A 14,184-nucleotide genomic window follows, 5' to 3' on the forward strand; every position below is an offset into this window, starting at 1 on the left:
AAAAAAGGGTATTATCATGAAAGTGATGGCATCGGTTAAGCGCATTTGCCGCAATTGCAAGATCATCAAGCGCAAAGGCGTCGTTCGCGTGATCTGCAGCTCGGATCCGCGCCACAAGCAGCGCCAAGGCTGACCGCGCGTTTGTTTGCGCTTTTTGTTTGAGGAAAAACAATGGCTCGTATCGCAGGGGTTAACATCCCGAATCACCAGCACACCGAGATCGGCCTGACGGCTATCTTTGGTGTCGGCCGCACCCGTTCGCGCAGCATCTGCGTGGCAGCTGGCGTCGATTTTTCGAAGAAGGTCAAGGATCTGACCGACGCAGACCTGGAAAAGCTGCGTGAAGAAGTGGGCAAGTTTGTCGTCGAAGGCGATCTGCGCCGTGAAGTGACGATGAACATCAAGCGCCTGATGGACCTCGGTTGCTACCGTGGCGTCCGTCATCGCAAGGGCCTGCCGATGCGCGGTCAGCGTACGCGTACGAACGCACGTACCCGCAAGGGTCCGCGTCGTGCAGCGCAAGCGCTGAAGAAGTAAGCGGAACTGACAGTTACAGGAAAACGTAATGGCTAAGGCTTCGAACACCGCGGCGCAACGCGTTCGCAAGAAGGTTAAGAAGAACGTCGCTGAAGGCGTGGTTCACGTTCACGCGTCGTTCAACAACACGATCATCACGATCACCGATCGCCAAGGCAACGCTCTGGCATGGGCGACGTCGGGCGGCCAGGGCTTCAAGGGCTCGCGCAAATCGACGCCGTTCGCCGCTCAGGTCGCAGCTGAATCGGCTGGCCGCGTCGCGATGGAATATGGCGTGAAGAATCTGGAAGTGCGGATCAAGGGCCCGGGCCCGGGTCGCGAGTCGGCAGTGCGTGCACTGCACGGCCTCGGCATCAAGATCACCGCGATTTCGGACGTCACCCCGATTCCGCACAACGGCTGCCGTCCGCCGAAGCGTCGTCGTATCTAAGGATGTGCTGGCACGTTCGTGCTAGCGCATTGCCTGTCGCCGCTCAGCGTCGACGGGCGTTGCTTTTTTGATTGACTAAGCCCACCGTTCGCCCCAAAGGGAGCGGACTAGCGCGGATTTCGATCCGCGTGACTGATTGATAAAGGAATGCAAAGTGGCACGTTATATCGGCCCCAAAGCCAAGCTGTCCCGCCGTGAAGGCACCGACCTGTTCCTGAAGAGCGCGCGCCGCTCGCTCGCCGACAAGTGCAAGCTCGACAGCAAGCCGGGCCAGCACGGCCGTACCTCGGGCGCACGTACGTCCGACTACGGTACGCAGCTGCGCGAAAAGCAGAAGGTCAAGCGTATCTACGGCGTGCTGGAACGTCAGTTCCGTCGCTACTTCGCTGAAGCCGATCGCCGGAAGGGCAACACGGGTGAAAACCTGCTGCAACTGCTCGAGTCGCGCCTCGACAACGTCGTGTATCGCATGGGCTTCGGCTCGACCCGCGCTGAAGCGCGTCAGCTGGTGAGCCACAAGTCGATCACCGTGAACGGCGTCGTCGCAAACGTCCCGTCGCAGCAAGTGAAGGCGGGTGACGTCGTCGCGATCCGCGAAAAGGCGAAGAAGCAGGCGCGTATCGTCGAAGCGCTGTCGCTGGCCGAGCAAGGCGGCATGCCGAGCTGGGTTGCAGTCGATGCGAAGAAGTTCGAAGGCACGTTCAAGCAAATGCCGGAACGCGCTGAAATCGCAGGCGACATCAACGAAAGCCTGATCGTCGAATTGTATTCGCGTTAATCCGATTGACGGCCGAGGTACCCCGATTGCGTTGCGCAAGGAGGGGCCTCGGCTGTTTATTTTCTGGTTGTTACCGGTCAGCCTTATCGGTGTAACGAGCCGAGGGTATTGAAAAGGAAAGCCCATGCAAACCAGTTTGCTGAAACCCAAGATCATCGCCGTGGAATCGCTGGGCGAGAACCACGCGAGGGTGGTCATGGAACCGTTCGAACGCGGTTACGGCCACACCTTGGGCAATGCGCTTCGCCGCGTGCTGCTGTCGTCGATGGTAGGCTACGCGCCGACCGAAGTCACGATCGCAGGCGTGGTGCACGAGTACTCGACGCTGGATGGCGTGCAGGAAGACGTCGTCAACCTGCTGCTGAACCTGAAGGGCGTGGTGTTCAAGCTGCATAATCGTGACGAAGTGACGGTTACGCTGCGCAAGGAAGGTGAAGGCGTCGTGACGGCCGGCGATATCGAGCTGGCGCACGATTGCGAAGTCATCAACCCGAATCACGTGATTGCGCACCTGTCGAAGGGCGGCAAGCTCGACGTTCAGATCAAGATCGAAAAGGGTCGCGGCTATGTGCCCGGCAACGTCCGTCGCTACGGCGAAGACACGGCCAAGATCATCGGCCGCATCGTCCTCGACGCATCGTTCTCGCCGGTTCGCCGCGTGAGCTATGCGGTCGAAAGCGCACGGGTCGAGCAGCGTACCGACCTCGACAAGCTCGTGATGAACATCGAGACGAGCGGCGTGATCACGCCGGAAGAAGCGATCCGCCAGTCGGCCCGCATCCTGGTCGACCAGTTGTCCGTGTTCGCGGCGCTGGAAGGCACGGAAACGGCAGCCGAAGCGCCGTCGCGTGCACCGCAGATCGATCCGATCCTGCTGCGTCCGGTGGACGATCTCGAGCTGACGGTTCGTTCGGCGAACTGCCTGAAGGCCGAGAACATCTACTACATCGGCGATCTGATCCAGCGCACGGAAAACGAGCTGCTGAAGACGCCGAACCTCGGTCGCAAGTCGCTCAACGAGATCAAGGAAGTGCTCGCTTCGCGCGGTCTCACGCTGGGCATGAAGCTCGAGAACTGGCCGCCGGCTGGTCTCGACAAGTAATCCCGGTTGTAGCCTGGCTATCGCTGTAGTTGGCAAAGATGCGGATTTTCCTTTAAAATCCGCATCTTGCTTTTTTCGTTACCGGCCCGTGCGCCCTCCGAGGCGCGATAGAAGAGCTGGACCAAAACTTTGAATCAAGGAAACTGAAATGCGCCATCGTCATGGTCTGCGGAAACTGAACCGCACGAGCAGCCACCGTCTGGCTATGCTCCGTAACATGTCCAACTCGCTGATCGAGCACGAAGTCATCAAGACGACGCTGCCGAAGGCGAAGGAACTCCGTAAAGTCGTCGAGCCGCTGATCACGCTTGGCAAGAAGCCGTCGCTGGCAAACCGTCGCCTGGCGTTCAACCGCCTGCGCGATCGTGACTCGGTCGCGAAGCTGTTCGACGTGCTCGGTCCGCGTTTCGCGAACCGTCCGGGCGGCTACCTGCGCGTGCTGAAGTTCGGCTTCCGCGTGGGCGACAACGCACCGATGGCACTGGTCGAACTGCTCGACCGTCCGGAAGTCGACGAAACGGAAAACGTGCAAGAAGCTGAATAAGCTTCCGGTACGCAGCAGGATCTGAAAGGGGCCGAGCGATTGCTTGGCCCTTTTTGTTTTTGGGATGCCGGTTGCGGTCGATTGTCGCAGGCTGGTGCCGGCAGCGTTGCGCGGGCTGCGCTACGATACGGGCAACCGGTGCGGTCCCTGGGCGGGTAACCGGCGCCGGCAGGCGCCTGCAGACCAGCGAGGAGAGCGGATGATAGTGGTGCTGATGCTGACGACGGTCCCCGATGCGCCGACGGCCGCGGCGCTCGCCGACGGCGCGCTCGACGCGCGGCTTGCCGCGTGCGTGTCGGAGCTCGGTACGATCAAGTCGCGCTATCACTGGCAGGGCAAGGTCGAAACGGCCGACGAGATCCAGTTGCTGTTCAAGACGAGCCCGGTTCGGGCGCTCGAACTGGAGCGATTTATTCTCGCGCATCATCCGTACGAGACGCCTGAAATCGTCTCGTGGCAGACGACGGCATCGGCCGCGTATGGCCAATGGGTGACCAACGAAACTCAACGTTTATTTCATGTTTAACGGTATGGCGCTTTCGGTGCGCGTGCGCGCGCTGCGGTTTCTTGCGGTCCTGTTGTCGTTCGTGCTCGTGCTCGTGCTGGGCGGGTTGTCCGCCGCGCGTGCGGCCGACGATTTCCTCGATCCGTCGGTTGCGTTCAAGTTCAGCGCGAGCGAATCGCCGGGACAGGTGGACGTCCGCTTCAAGATCGCCAACGGCTACTACATGTACCGCGAGCGCTTCGCGTTCGCGGTGAAAAGCGGCCAAGCCACGCTCGGCGAGCCGCAATTCCCGGCCGGCCACGTGAAGTTCGACCAGACGTTCCAGAAGGACGTCGAGACCTACCGCGATGAAGTCGTCGTTCACGTGCCGGTGAAGCAGGCGGCCGGGCCGTTCGAGCTCGCGGTGACGTCGCAAGGGTGTGCGGACGAAGGGATCTGTTATCCGCCGGCCGAGCACGTGATGAAGGTCGATGGCGCCGCGCTCGGCGCCGCGTCGCCGTCCGGCGACACGGCTGCCGCGGGCAGCTGGTTCGACAAGGTCACGAGCGCCGATTTCGCGCAGTCGCTGCTCGAAGGCCACGGCTTCTTCACGATCGTCGCGCTCTATTTCGTCGCGGGTGTCGTGCTGAGCCTGCTGCCGTGTTCGTACCCGATGATTCCGATCGTGTCCGCGATCATCATCGGCCAGGGCACGCGCGCGACGCATGCACGCGGCTTCGCGCTGTCGCTGACCTACGTGGTCGGCATGGCGCTGGTCTACACGGTGCTCGGCATCGCCGCCGCGCTGGTCGGCCAGAGCCTCGGCGCATGGTTGCAGAACCCGTGGGTGCTCGGCGCGTTCGGCGTGCTGCTGAGCGCGTTCGCGGTGTCGCTGATCTCGGGCAAGGACATCGCGCTGCCGGAGCGCTGGCAGAACGGCGCGGCCGAGGCATCGAGCGCGCGCCAGGGCGGCCACTTCGTCGCGGTCGCGGCGATGGGCGCGTTGTCGGCGCTGGTCGTCGGCGCGTGCATGACGGCGCCGCTGTTCGCGGTGCTCGCGTTCATCGCGCACACCGGCAATGCGTGGCTCGGCGGCGCGGCGCTGTTCGCGATGGGGCTGGGCCTCGGCGTGCCGCTGCTGGTCGTCGGCGTCGGAGCGGGGACGGTGCTGCCGCGCGCAGGCGCGTGGATGGACGGCGTGAAGGTGTTCTTCGGCATCGTGCTGCTCGCGGCCGCGCTGTGGATCGTGTGGCCGGTGCTGGCGGGCGGGCTGAAGATGGTGCTCGCGGCGTTGTGGCTGCTGATCGCCGCCGCAGCGCTCGGGTTGTTCACGCCGAATGCCGGCGCCGCGTCGATCTGGCGCCGCCTGGGCCGCGGCGTAGGCGCCGCGCTCGCGATCTGGGCCGCGACGCTGCTCGTCGGCCTGGCTGCGGGCTCGACCGATCCCGTCAAGCCGCTGGCCGTGCTGGCGGCGCGTACGGTGGCGTCCGGCGGCGCGGCGACGGCCGGCGCGGCTGCCGCGCAGGACGGCCCCGCGTTTGCCCCGGTGCGCTCCAGCGGCGAACTCGACGCGCTGCTGAAGACGTCGGGCCAGCCGGTGATGCTGGACTTCTACGCCGACTGGTGCGTGAGCTGCAAGGAGATGGAGCATCTGACCTTCACCGACGCGCGCGTGCAGGCGCGGCTCGCGCAGCTTCACCTCGTGCGCGCGGACGTCACCGCGAACAACCCGGACGATCAGGCGCTGCTCAAGCGCTTTAATCTGTTCGGGCCGCCGGGCATCATCTTCTTCGATCGCAATGGCCGCGAGATCGGCCGCGTGGTCGGCTATCAGGCGGCCGACACGTTCCTGCGCAGCCTCGATCGGGCGGCCGTTCCGACGGTATGACGACGGGCGGCTGCGGCGACCGGCGAACGGAAGATCCGCGGCCGGCTGACGGTCGCGATCGACGGTAAACAAAAAACGGCGGAACACCGAGGTGTCCCGCCGTTTTTGCTGGCGCGTGCCGGCGCGCGATCAGCGCTGCGCTTTCAGCAGACGCGCGGCATCGAGCGCGAAGTACGTGAGCACGCCGTCGGCGCCCGCACGCTTGAACGCGAGCAGCGATTCGAGCACGACCTTGTCGTGGTCGAGCCAGCCGTTCATCGCGGCCGCCTTCAACATCGCGTATTCGCCGCTCACCTGGTACACGTAGGTCGGGAAGCGGAACTCGTCTTTCACGCGGCGCACGATGTCGAGATACGGCATGCCGGGCTTGACCATCACCATGTCGGCGCCTTCGTCGATGTCGAGGCGCACTTCGCGCAGCGCTTCGTCGCTGTTCGCCGGATCCATCTGGTAGGTCATCTTGTTGCCCTTGCCCAGGTTGGACGCCGAACCGACCGCATCGCGGAACGGGCCGTAGAACGCCGATGCGAACTTCGCCGAATAGGCCATGATCCGCGTATGGATATGGCCGTCGCTTTCCAGCATCTCGCGGATCGCGCCGATGCGGCCGTCCATCATGTCCGACGGCGCGACGATGTCGACGCCGGCTTCCGCCTGCGCACGCGCCTGGTCGACCAGGATCTCGATCGTGTCGTCGTTGATCACATAGGCGTTTTCGTCGAGCACGCCATCCTGGCCGTGACTCGTGTACGGATCGAGCGCGACGTCGGTCAGCACGCCCAGTTCGGGGAAGTGCTTCTTCAGCTCGCGCACCGCGCGCGGGATCAGGCCTTCCGGATTGGCCGCCTCGCGGCCGTCGGGTGTCTTCAGCGACGGCTCGATGGCCGGGAACAGCGACAGCACGGGCACGCCGAGTTCGACGCACTGCTCGGCGACGTGCATCAGCAGATCGACCGACACGCGCTCGACGCCGGGCATCGACGGGATGGGCTGGCGCTCGTTGGTGCCTTCGACGACGAATACCGGGTAGATCAGGTCGTCGGTGGTCAGGCGGTTTTCGCGCATCAGGCGGCGGGAGAAGTCGTCGCGGCGCATCCGGCGCGGACGATGAAGCGGATGGAAGCTCATGGCGATTTGGCAGAAATCAGGGCAAGAAGGACCTTACGGAACCCTTAGGTCATTTTCGAGATCGTTGGTATATGATAGCGATCGAGCGGCACGCGTTGCGTGCAGCTCCCCGCTTCTCCTCCCTGAGCGGGTGCCTGTCGTTTTTCGATTAGGCTGTTTGACCCGCCGTTCAACGGCGGGTTTTTTTATGAGCCGGCCGAATCCGCAGGCGCCGTCAGGTGCGCAGGGCCGATCCCAGCCGCGCGTTGCCCGCTCATTGTGCTACAGGCTCGCTGTTTTCGTCGGCGACGGACGGCCGCAGCCAGCTCTCGATCAGTTCATGGGCCTCGTCGAGCCCCGTGCGCTTCAGCGCCGAGAACAGCTGGACCGTCAGCTTGCCCTTCACGCCCTGGTCGCGATACGCGTCGAGCCCCTTCTGCGTGTTGCGCAACGCGTTGATGCTTTCCTGGCGCGTCAATTTGTCGCACTTGGTCAGCAGCGTGTGGATCGGCTTGCCGGTCGGCGCGAACCATTCGATCATGCGCCGATCGAGATCGGTCAGCGGACGGCGCGAATCCATCATCAGGATCAGGCCGCAGAGCTGCGAGCGCGTCGCGAGATAGGACGACAGCAGCATTTCCCAGTGCGCCTTCGCGGCGCCGGGCACTTCCGCATAGCCGTAGCCGGGCAGATCGACGAGGTTCGCGACGGGCTCGGCGGCCGGGCCGACGGAGAAGTAGTTGATATGCTGCGTGCGGCCGGGCGTCTTCGACGCGAAGGCCAGCCGCTTCTGGTTGCACAGCACGTTGATCGCCGTCGACTTGCCGGCATTCGAGCGGCCCGCGAACGCGATTTCCGGCTGGACCGTCGGCGGCAGGTCGCGCAGATGGTTGACGGTCGTGTAGAAGCGGGCTTGATGGAGCAGAAAGGCCATGGGAACCGGAAGGACGGGCGGCGCGAGCCGCGTGGTGGAGGCGGGGTAGCCCCGATAGGCGCGGGAGCTTTCAGCACGATATTGTACAATACGACGGTTTTGCCGAAGGCCACCGGGCGCCTGCCTCGCGCTTTTATGTGGCTTCTGCGGTAGACTGAACGCCGTCGTTTTTTGCAGAACCTCAAATTCCCACAAGACGAAACAGGGTGTGCGAATGAATCGACTGTGCAAGTCTCTGATGGTGCTTCAGGTTGCAGCAGGGTTCGTAGGTTTCGTAGCGGAGGCAAACGCGGCAGATGCGGCCAAGCCGGATCTGGACCGCGGCAAGGCGATTGCCGGGCAGGTCTGCGCGTCGTGTCACGGCGCCGACGGCAACAGCGCGTCGGGCAGTTTCCCGAAGCTCGCCGGCCAGCATCCCGAATATCTGGTCAAGCAGTTGAACGACTTCAAGACGCAGCCGGGCGCGAAGGGGCCGGTGCGTAACAACGCGGTGATGGTCGGATTCGCGAGCGCGTTGAGCGCGGACGACATGCGCAACGTCGCCGCGTACTACGGGTCGCAGACGACGAAGCTCGGTACCGCACGCAATGCGGCGACGGTGCCGATCGGCCAGAAGATCTATCGCGGCGGCATCGCGGAAAAGGGCGTTCCCGCCTGCGCGAGCTGCCACGGGCCGACGGGGCAGGGGATCCCGGTCCAGTACCCGCGTCTGTCGGGGCAATGGGCCGATTACACGGTCGCGCAGTTGACCGCGTTCCAGCAGGGTGCCGGCGCGCGCAACAACAACGAGGCGATGCATCAGATCGCGTCGCGGCTGTCGGATACCGAGATCAAGGCCGTCGCGGATTACATCGCGGGCCTGCGTTGAGCGGTCAGCCGCGAATGGAATGACCGGGCGCCCGAAGGGCGGCCGGAGTCAGAACAAGAAAAGGGTGGGGCGCCGCGCCGTCGCGGTTGCCTCGCCCTTCTTTTTTGCCGGCACTCGCCGGGCCGGGATGGCGCGGCTGGCAGGCGATGGGGAGCTGCGCTCCCCGAGCGAACATAGTGAGCGTGGGGGTGGTTTCCCCTTAGTCGGAGTTTGAATGAGCGTTACCACGTCGGGGTTGCAGTCGAAGTCGGGTCAGGGTGCGTCGAAACGTGCGGTCGAGTTGCTGAGCTCGATGCGTTTCGCGATCGCGCTGCTGGTGGTGCTGTCGATCGCGAGCATCATCGGCACGGTCCTGACCCAGGACGATCCGTATCCGAACTACGTGAACCAGTTCGGGCCGTTCTGGGCGGACATCTTCCGTTCGCTCGGCCTGTACAACGTGTACAGCGCGTGGTGGTTCATGCTGATCCTGATCTTCCTCGTCACGTCGATCTCGCTGTGCGTGATCCGCAACGCGCCGAAGATGCTCGCCGATGCGAAGAGCTGGAAGGACAAGGTCCGCGAAGGCAGCCTGCGCGCCTTCCACCACAAGGCCGAATACACGGCGTCCGGCACGCGCGCGAGCGTCGCGGCGACGCTCGCCGCCTTCGTCACGAAGGCTGGCTACAAGCACGTCGTGCGTGAAACCGACGGCGCGACGCTGATCTCCGCGAAGCGCGGCGCGATGACCAAGTGGGGCTATATCTCCGCGCACCTCGCGATCGTCGTGATCTGTATCGGCGGCCTGCTCGACAGCAACCTGCCGATCAAATTCCAGATGCTGATGTTCGGCAAGAGCCCGGTCAACACGAGCGCGACGATCAGCGATATCTCGCCCGACCATCGGCTGTCCGCGTCGAACCCGACCTTCCGCGGCTACGCGTGGGTGCCGGAGGGCCAGTTCGTGTCGACCGCGATCCTGAACCAGCCGAGCGGCTCGCTGATTCAGGATCTGCCGTTCTCGATCCAGCTCGACAAATTCATCGTCGATTACTACACGACCGGCATGCCGAAGCTGTTCGCGAGCGACATCGTCGTGATCGATCGCGAGACCGGCCGGAAGATCCCGGCGCGGGTGGAGGTCAACAAGCCGTTCACGTACAAGGGCGTGTCGATCTATCAGTCGAGCTTCCAGGACGGCGGCTCGCAGATGCAGATGACGGCCTATCCGATGACGGGCAGCCACGCGGCGACCGTCCCCGTGAAGGGCACGATCGGCAGCTCGGCGCCGCTGCAGGTCCCGGGCGCCGACGGCGACACGATCGAATTCTCCGATTTCCGCGCGATCAACGTCGAGAACATGGCCGACGCGAAAGGCAAGCCGGACGTGCGCGGCGTCGCGACCACCAGCTCGCTGAAGGAAGTGTTCGACGAGCGGCTCGGCTCGGGCGCGAAGACGTCGAAGCCGACGCAGCTCCACAACATCGGGCCGTCGGTGCAGTACAAGATTCGCGGCAAGGACGGCCAGGCGCGCGAATTCAACAACTACATGCTACCCGTCGACATGAACGGCGAGCGCGTGTTCCTCGCCGGCGTGCGCGCGAGTCCGAACGATCCGTTCCGCTACATGCGGATTCCGGCCGACAGCCAGGATTCGATCGGCGAATGGATGCGCCTGCGCGCCGCGCTCGAGGATCCGGCCGTGCGCACCGAGGCCGCCGCGCGCTTCGCGCAGCGCTCGCTGCCGGGCGACGCGTCGCTGCGCGGCCGCCTGCAGGACAGTGCGTCGAAGGTGCTGACCCTTTTCGCGGCGAGCGACGACAGCGTCGGCCGCGGCGCGGACGGCCAGCCGATCGGCGGCTTCCAGGCGGTGGCGACGTTCATCGACCGCTCGGTGCCGAAGGGCGAGCAGGAGAAGGCCGCGAGCCTGCTGTTGCGGATGCTCGAGGGCTCGATGTGGGAGGTGTGGCAGATCGCGCGCGAGCATGCGGGCGAGCCGGCCGCGCAACAAGGCGCCGACACGATCCGCTTCGTGCAGAACGCGATCAATGCGCTATCCGACAGCTTCCTGTATGGATCGCCGGTCTATTTGCAGCTTGACTCCTTCAAGCAGGTGCAAGCTTCGGTATTTCAGCTGACGCGCGCGCCCGGCAAGAATCTGGTGTATCTTGGCAGCCTGCTGCTGGTCGCCGGCATCTTCTCGATGTTCTACGTGCGCGAGCGGCGGCTCTGGTTCTGGCTGAAGGACGCCGGTTCGGGCGTCGAGGTGGTGATGGCCATGTCCACGGCCCGCAAGACCTTCGATTTCGAGAAAGAATTCGTGCAGACGCGCGACGCGGCCGGCGCCGCCTTGCACGCCGCACCTCGCGACGCCGCACCCGCCGGTGCGGCTTCGACGGCCCGCGCGCCTGCCGGCGGCGGTTCCGATTCCGAGAATTCCACCCGGTAACATCATGGATCTCACGCAAGTTTCCTCTTCCCGTACGGCGCCGGCAGCGTCGCCGCTGTTCGACGACCGTCCGTTCCTCGCGCGCCTGTCGCTGTTCGACTGGCTGTTCGCGCTGGCGCTGGTGGCGGGCGCGGGCTATGCGCTCGTGCACTACAACGCGCACATGGATTACTACGACAAGGCGGTGATGATCGGCACCGTGCCGGCGCTTGTCGCGCTCGGCTGGCGCTGGAAGCCCGCGCGGCTGATGATGGCGTCGATCGCCGTGCTGTCGCTGCTGTCGATCCAGATCTACCAGGGCGATCTCGCGCGCGCCGATTCGGCGTTCTTCCTCAAGTACTTCCTGTCGAGCCAGTCGGCGATCCTGTGGATGAGCGCGCTGTTCGTGCTCGCGACGATCTTCTACTGGATCGGCCTGCTCGCGCGCTCCGAAACGGGCGCCGCGATCGGCCAGAAGCTCACGTGGGTCGCCGTGCTGATGGGCTTCACCGGGCTGATGGTGCGCTGGTACGAGTCCTACCTGATCGGTGCGGACGTCGGGCATATCCCCGTGTCGAACCTGTATGAAGTGTTCGTCCTGTTCAGCCTGATCACCGCGCTGCTTTATCTGTATTACGAAGGCCACTACGGCACGCGTTCGCTCGGCGCGTTCGTGCTGCTGGTCATCAGCGCGGCGGTCGGCTTCCTGATGTGGTACTCGGTCGCGCGCGATGCGCAGCAGATTCAGCCGCTCGTGCCGGCGCTGCAAAGCTGGTGGATGAAGATCCACGTGCCGGCGAACTTCATCGGCTACGGCAGCTTCGCGCTGTCGGCGATGGTGTCGGTCGCGTATCTGATGAAGGAGCGCGGGATCCTCGCGGATCGCCTGCCGACGCTGGAAGTGCTCGACGACGTGATGTACAAGTCGATCGCGGTTGGTTTCGCGTTCTTCACGATCGCGACGATCCTCGGCGCGCTGTGGGCGGCCGAAGCGTGGGGCGGCTACTGGAGCTGGGATCCGAAGGAAACCTGGGCGCTGATCGTGTGGCTGAACTACGCGGCGTGGCTGCACATGCGGCTGATGAAGGGCCTGCGCGGCGCGGTGGCCGCGTGGTGGGCGCTCACCGGCCTGCTGGTCACGACGTTCGCGTTCCTCGGCGTCAACATGTTCCTGTCCGGGCTGCACAGCTACGGCAAACTGTAAGATTTCCGACGCTCGTCCGACTATCGAACCGCCGGTGCACTGCGTGCCCGGCGGTTTTCTTTTGTAACGCGGCGGGCGAACCGGGCGTCGAACGGCGCGTGACGGGCCGGGTCGAACGCTGATGAAGCATGCGCGCCGCGCATGCGGGAGGAACTGCACGATGTGGATCAAACGCCCTTTGCGTAACGTACTGACCGGCGCGGACATCGCGCCGAGCGAGATCACCCCGCGCGCGGTGTTCGAGAACCGGCGGCGCGTATTGCAGGCGGCCGGCCTCGCGGCCGCGGGCGGCCTGTTTGGCGCCAGCGGCGCGGCGCTCGCCGCGTATGCGTCGCCCGATCCGCGCGCGGCGAAGCTCGCGGCAAAAACGAACCCGAAGTTCGTCGCCATCGACAAGGTGACGCCGTTCAAGGACATCACGTCCTACAACAACTTCTACGAATTCGGCACCGACAAGAGCGACCCGGCGCAGAACGCCGGCACGCTGCGGCCGCGCCCGTGGCGCGTGAGCGTCGAAGGCGAGGTGCAGCACCCGAAAGTGTTCGATCTCGACGAGTTGCTGAAGCTCGCGCCGCTCGAGGAGCGCGTGTACCGGCTGCGCTGCGTCGAGGGCTGGTCGATGGTGATCCCGTGGATCGGCGTGCCGCTGTCCGAGCTGATCAAGCGCGTGCAGCCGACCGGCAACGCGAAATACGTGCAGTTCGTCACGCTGGCCGATCCGTCGCAAATGCCCGGCCTGTCGACGCCCGTGCTCGACTGGCCGTATTCGGAAGGGCTGCGCATGGACGAGGCGATGAATCCGCTGACGCTGCTGACGATGGGCGTCTACGGCCAGGTACTGCCGAACCAGAATGGCGCGCCGGTGCGGATCGTCGTGCCGTGGAAGTACGGCTTCAAGAGCGCGAAGTCGCTCGTGAAGATCCGCTTCGTCGACAAGCAGCCGAAGACGAGCTGGAACACGTACGCCGCGAACGAGTACGGCTTTTATTCGAACGTGAACCCCAACGTCGATCATCCGCGCTGGAGCCAGGCGACCGAGCGGCGCATCGGCGAGGACGGCTTTTTCACGCCGAAGCGCAAGACACTGATGTTCAACGGCTACGGCGATCTGGTCGCCTCGATGTATCAGGGCATGGACCTGAAGAAGAATTTCTGAGCACGACGGTGAGAAACGACATGCGTCCTTCGACGCTCACTTCCGAGCGCGCCGCGGGTGTCCGGTCGGCCGCACGCACCGCGCGGACCGGTGCGATCCGTCCCGCCGCGCCGCGCTGGCTCGCACCGGCCAAGGTGCTGGCGTTCGCGGCCGGCCTGTATCCGCTCGCGCGCGTCGTGCTGTTCGGGCTGACGGACCGGCTGGGCGCGAACCCGATCGAATTCATCACGCGCTCGACCGGCTTGTGGACGCTCGTCCTGTTGTGCATCACGCTTGCCGTCACGCCGCTCAGGCGCATCACGGGCTTCGCGTCGCTGCTGCGCTTTCGCCGGATGATCGGGCTGTTCGCGTTCTTTTACGCGACGCTGCATTTCACGACCTACCTGTGGTTCGACAAGTGGTTCGACGTCGTCGCGATCCTGAAGGACGTCGGCAAGCGCCCGTTCATCACCGTCGGCTTCGCGGCGTTCGTGCTGCTGATTCCGCTCGCCGCGACGTCGCCGCGCGCGATGGTGCGCCGGCTGGGGCGCCACTGGGCGACGCTGCACAGCGCGATCTATGCGATCGCGCTGTTCGGCGTGCTGCACTTCTGGTGGATGCGGGCCGGCAAGCACGATCTCGCGCAGCCGAAGCTCTACGCGGCGATCGTCGCCGCGCTGCTCGGCTGGCGGGTGGTTGCGTGGGGCTGGCGGCGCGTGCGTGCGTGACGCGGCGGCCCGAAAAAACAAAAGGCGATGACCGGGGA

15 protein-coding genes are annotated in these 14,184 nt (G+C 64.7%); 13 read left to right on the top strand and 2 right to left on the bottom strand.

The window, feature by feature from the left end:
• Positions 1-16 precede the first annotated feature (16 nt).
• From rpmJ to dsbD, 8 genes are all read left to right on the top strand, one after another.
• Positions 17-133, top strand: a complete 117-nt coding sequence (gene rpmJ, locus KR541_RS01545) for a 50S ribosomal protein L36 (RefSeq protein WP_004199844.1) — start codon at positions 17-19, stop codon at positions 131-133.
• Between the two features lie 38 nt (positions 134-171).
• Complete coding sequence (gene rpsM / locus KR541_RS01550) at positions 172-537, top strand: 30S ribosomal protein S13 (RefSeq protein ID WP_006477178.1); 366 nt, start codon at positions 172-174, stop codon at positions 535-537.
• Between the two features lie 28 nt (positions 538-565).
• A complete protein-coding gene (gene rpsK / locus KR541_RS01555; protein ID WP_004197937.1) occupies positions 566-967 on the top strand; it encodes a 30S ribosomal protein S11 in 402 nt (133 codons plus the stop codon).
• Positions 968-1,121: 154 nt separating this feature from the next.
• The gene (gene rpsD / locus KR541_RS01560; protein ID WP_006477177.1) at positions 1,122-1,745 is read left to right on the top strand and encodes a 30S ribosomal protein S4; all 624 of its coding nucleotides are present in this window, start codon (positions 1,122-1,124) and stop codon (positions 1,743-1,745) included.
• Between the two features lie 124 nt (positions 1,746-1,869).
• Positions 1,870-2,847, top strand: coding sequence for a DNA-directed RNA polymerase subunit alpha (locus tag KR541_RS01565; RefSeq protein WP_006477176.1), 978 nt, complete (start codon positions 1,870-1,872; stop codon positions 2,845-2,847).
• Positions 2,848-2,995: 148 nt separating this feature from the next.
• Positions 2,996-3,391, top strand: a complete 396-nt coding sequence (gene rplQ / locus KR541_RS01570; RefSeq protein WP_006477175.1) for a 50S ribosomal protein L17 — start codon at positions 2,996-2,998, stop codon at positions 3,389-3,391.
• Positions 3,392-3,590: 199 nt separating this feature from the next.
• Complete coding sequence (gene cutA, locus KR541_RS01575) at positions 3,591-3,917, top strand: divalent-cation tolerance protein CutA (RefSeq protein WP_050013166.1); 327 nt, start codon at positions 3,591-3,593, stop codon at positions 3,915-3,917.
• Positions 3,910-5,763 carry a protein-disulfide reductase DsbD gene (gene dsbD / locus KR541_RS01580; RefSeq protein ID WP_124631184.1) on the top strand — a complete coding sequence of 618 codons (1,854 nt, stop codon included), beginning with the start codon at positions 3,910-3,912 and terminating at the stop codon, positions 5,761-5,763. Before cutA ends, dsbD begins: the two co-directional genes overlap by 8 nt.
• A gap of 129 nt (positions 5,764-5,892) precedes the next feature.
• Here dsbD and hemB read toward each other — a convergent pair whose 3' ends face one another.
• Together hemB and yihA are read right to left on the bottom strand one after the other, a co-directional pair.
• Complete coding sequence (gene hemB / locus KR541_RS01585) at positions 5,893-6,891, bottom strand: porphobilinogen synthase (protein WP_050013164.1); 999 nt, start codon at positions 6,889-6,891, stop codon at positions 5,893-5,895.
• Between the two features lie 253 nt (positions 6,892-7,144).
• Positions 7,145-7,804: a ribosome biogenesis GTP-binding protein YihA/YsxC gene (gene yihA, locus KR541_RS01590; RefSeq protein ID WP_050013163.1), complete on the bottom strand. Its 660-nt coding sequence runs from the start codon at positions 7,802-7,804 to the stop codon at positions 7,145-7,147.
• Between the two features lie 214 nt (positions 7,805-8,018).
• Here yihA and KR541_RS01595 point away from each other — a divergent pair, with 214 nt between their 5' ends.
• The 5 genes from KR541_RS01595 (at position 8,019) to msrQ (ending at position 14,146) form a co-directional block, all read left to right on the top strand.
• Positions 8,019-8,672 (top strand): c-type cytochrome, encoded by a 654-nt coding sequence (locus tag KR541_RS01595; protein ID WP_050013162.1) that lies wholly within the window; start codon positions 8,019-8,021, stop codon positions 8,670-8,672.
• A gap of 214 nt (positions 8,673-8,886) precedes the next feature.
• A complete protein-coding gene (locus KR541_RS01600; protein ID WP_050013161.1) occupies positions 8,887-11,100 on the top strand; it encodes a cytochrome c biogenesis protein ResB in 2,214 nt (737 codons plus the stop codon).
• Between the two features lie 4 nt (positions 11,101-11,104).
• The gene (ccsB, locus tag KR541_RS01605) at positions 11,105-12,283 is read left to right on the top strand and encodes a c-type cytochrome biogenesis protein CcsB (RefSeq protein ID WP_050013160.1); all 1,179 of its coding nucleotides are present in this window, start codon (positions 11,105-11,107) and stop codon (positions 12,281-12,283) included.
• Positions 12,284-12,443: 160 nt separating this feature from the next.
• Positions 12,444-13,439, top strand: a complete 996-nt coding sequence (msrP, locus tag KR541_RS01610; RefSeq protein WP_124631185.1) for a protein-methionine-sulfoxide reductase catalytic subunit MsrP — start codon at positions 12,444-12,446, stop codon at positions 13,437-13,439.
• Between the two features lie 20 nt (positions 13,440-13,459).
• Positions 13,460-14,146, top strand: a complete 687-nt coding sequence (gene msrQ, locus KR541_RS01615) for a protein-methionine-sulfoxide reductase heme-binding subunit MsrQ (protein WP_176015605.1) — start codon at positions 13,460-13,462, stop codon at positions 14,144-14,146.
• Positions 14,147-14,184: the final 38 nt, after the last annotated feature.

Origin of the sequence: Burkholderia sola (genome assembly GCF_905400185.1) — a bacterium.
GTDB lineage: Bacteria > Pseudomonadota > Gammaproteobacteria > Burkholderiales > Burkholderiaceae > Burkholderia > Burkholderia sola.

Coding starts and splice junctions, on each gene's coding strand:
- rpmJ (WP_004199844.1), top strand. CDS start 17: ATGAAAGTGATGGCATCGGTTAAGCGCATTTGCCGCAATTGCAAGATC.
- rpsM (WP_006477178.1), top strand. CDS start 172: ATGGCTCGTATCGCAGGGGTTAACATCCCGAATCACCAGCACACCGAG.
- rpsK (WP_004197937.1), top strand. CDS start 566: ATGGCTAAGGCTTCGAACACCGCGGCGCAACGCGTTCGCAAGAAGGTT.
- KR541_RS01565 (WP_006477176.1), top strand. CDS start 1,870: ATGCAAACCAGTTTGCTGAAACCCAAGATCATCGCCGTGGAATCGCTG.
- rplQ (WP_006477175.1), top strand. CDS start 2,996: ATGCGCCATCGTCATGGTCTGCGGAAACTGAACCGCACGAGCAGCCAC.
- cutA (WP_050013166.1), top strand. CDS start 3,591: ATGATAGTGGTGCTGATGCTGACGACGGTCCCCGATGCGCCGACGGCC.
- dsbD (WP_124631184.1), top strand. CDS start 3,910: ATGTTTAACGGTATGGCGCTTTCGGTGCGCGTGCGCGCGCTGCGGTTT.
- hemB (WP_050013164.1), bottom strand. CDS start 6,891: ATGAGCTTCCATCCGCTTCATCGTCCGCGCCGGATGCGCCGCGACGAC.
- yihA (WP_050013163.1), bottom strand. CDS start 7,804: ATGGCCTTTCTGCTCCATCAAGCCCGCTTCTACACGACCGTCAACCAT.
- KR541_RS01595 (WP_050013162.1), top strand. CDS start 8,019: ATGAATCGACTGTGCAAGTCTCTGATGGTGCTTCAGGTTGCAGCAGGG.
- KR541_RS01600 (WP_050013161.1), top strand. CDS start 8,887: ATGAGCGTTACCACGTCGGGGTTGCAGTCGAAGTCGGGTCAGGGTGCG.
- ccsB (WP_050013160.1), top strand. CDS start 11,105: ATGGATCTCACGCAAGTTTCCTCTTCCCGTACGGCGCCGGCAGCGTCG.
- msrP (WP_124631185.1), top strand. CDS start 12,444: ATGTGGATCAAACGCCCTTTGCGTAACGTACTGACCGGCGCGGACATC.
- msrQ (WP_176015605.1), top strand. CDS start 13,460: ATGCGTCCTTCGACGCTCACTTCCGAGCGCGCCGCGGGTGTCCGGTCG.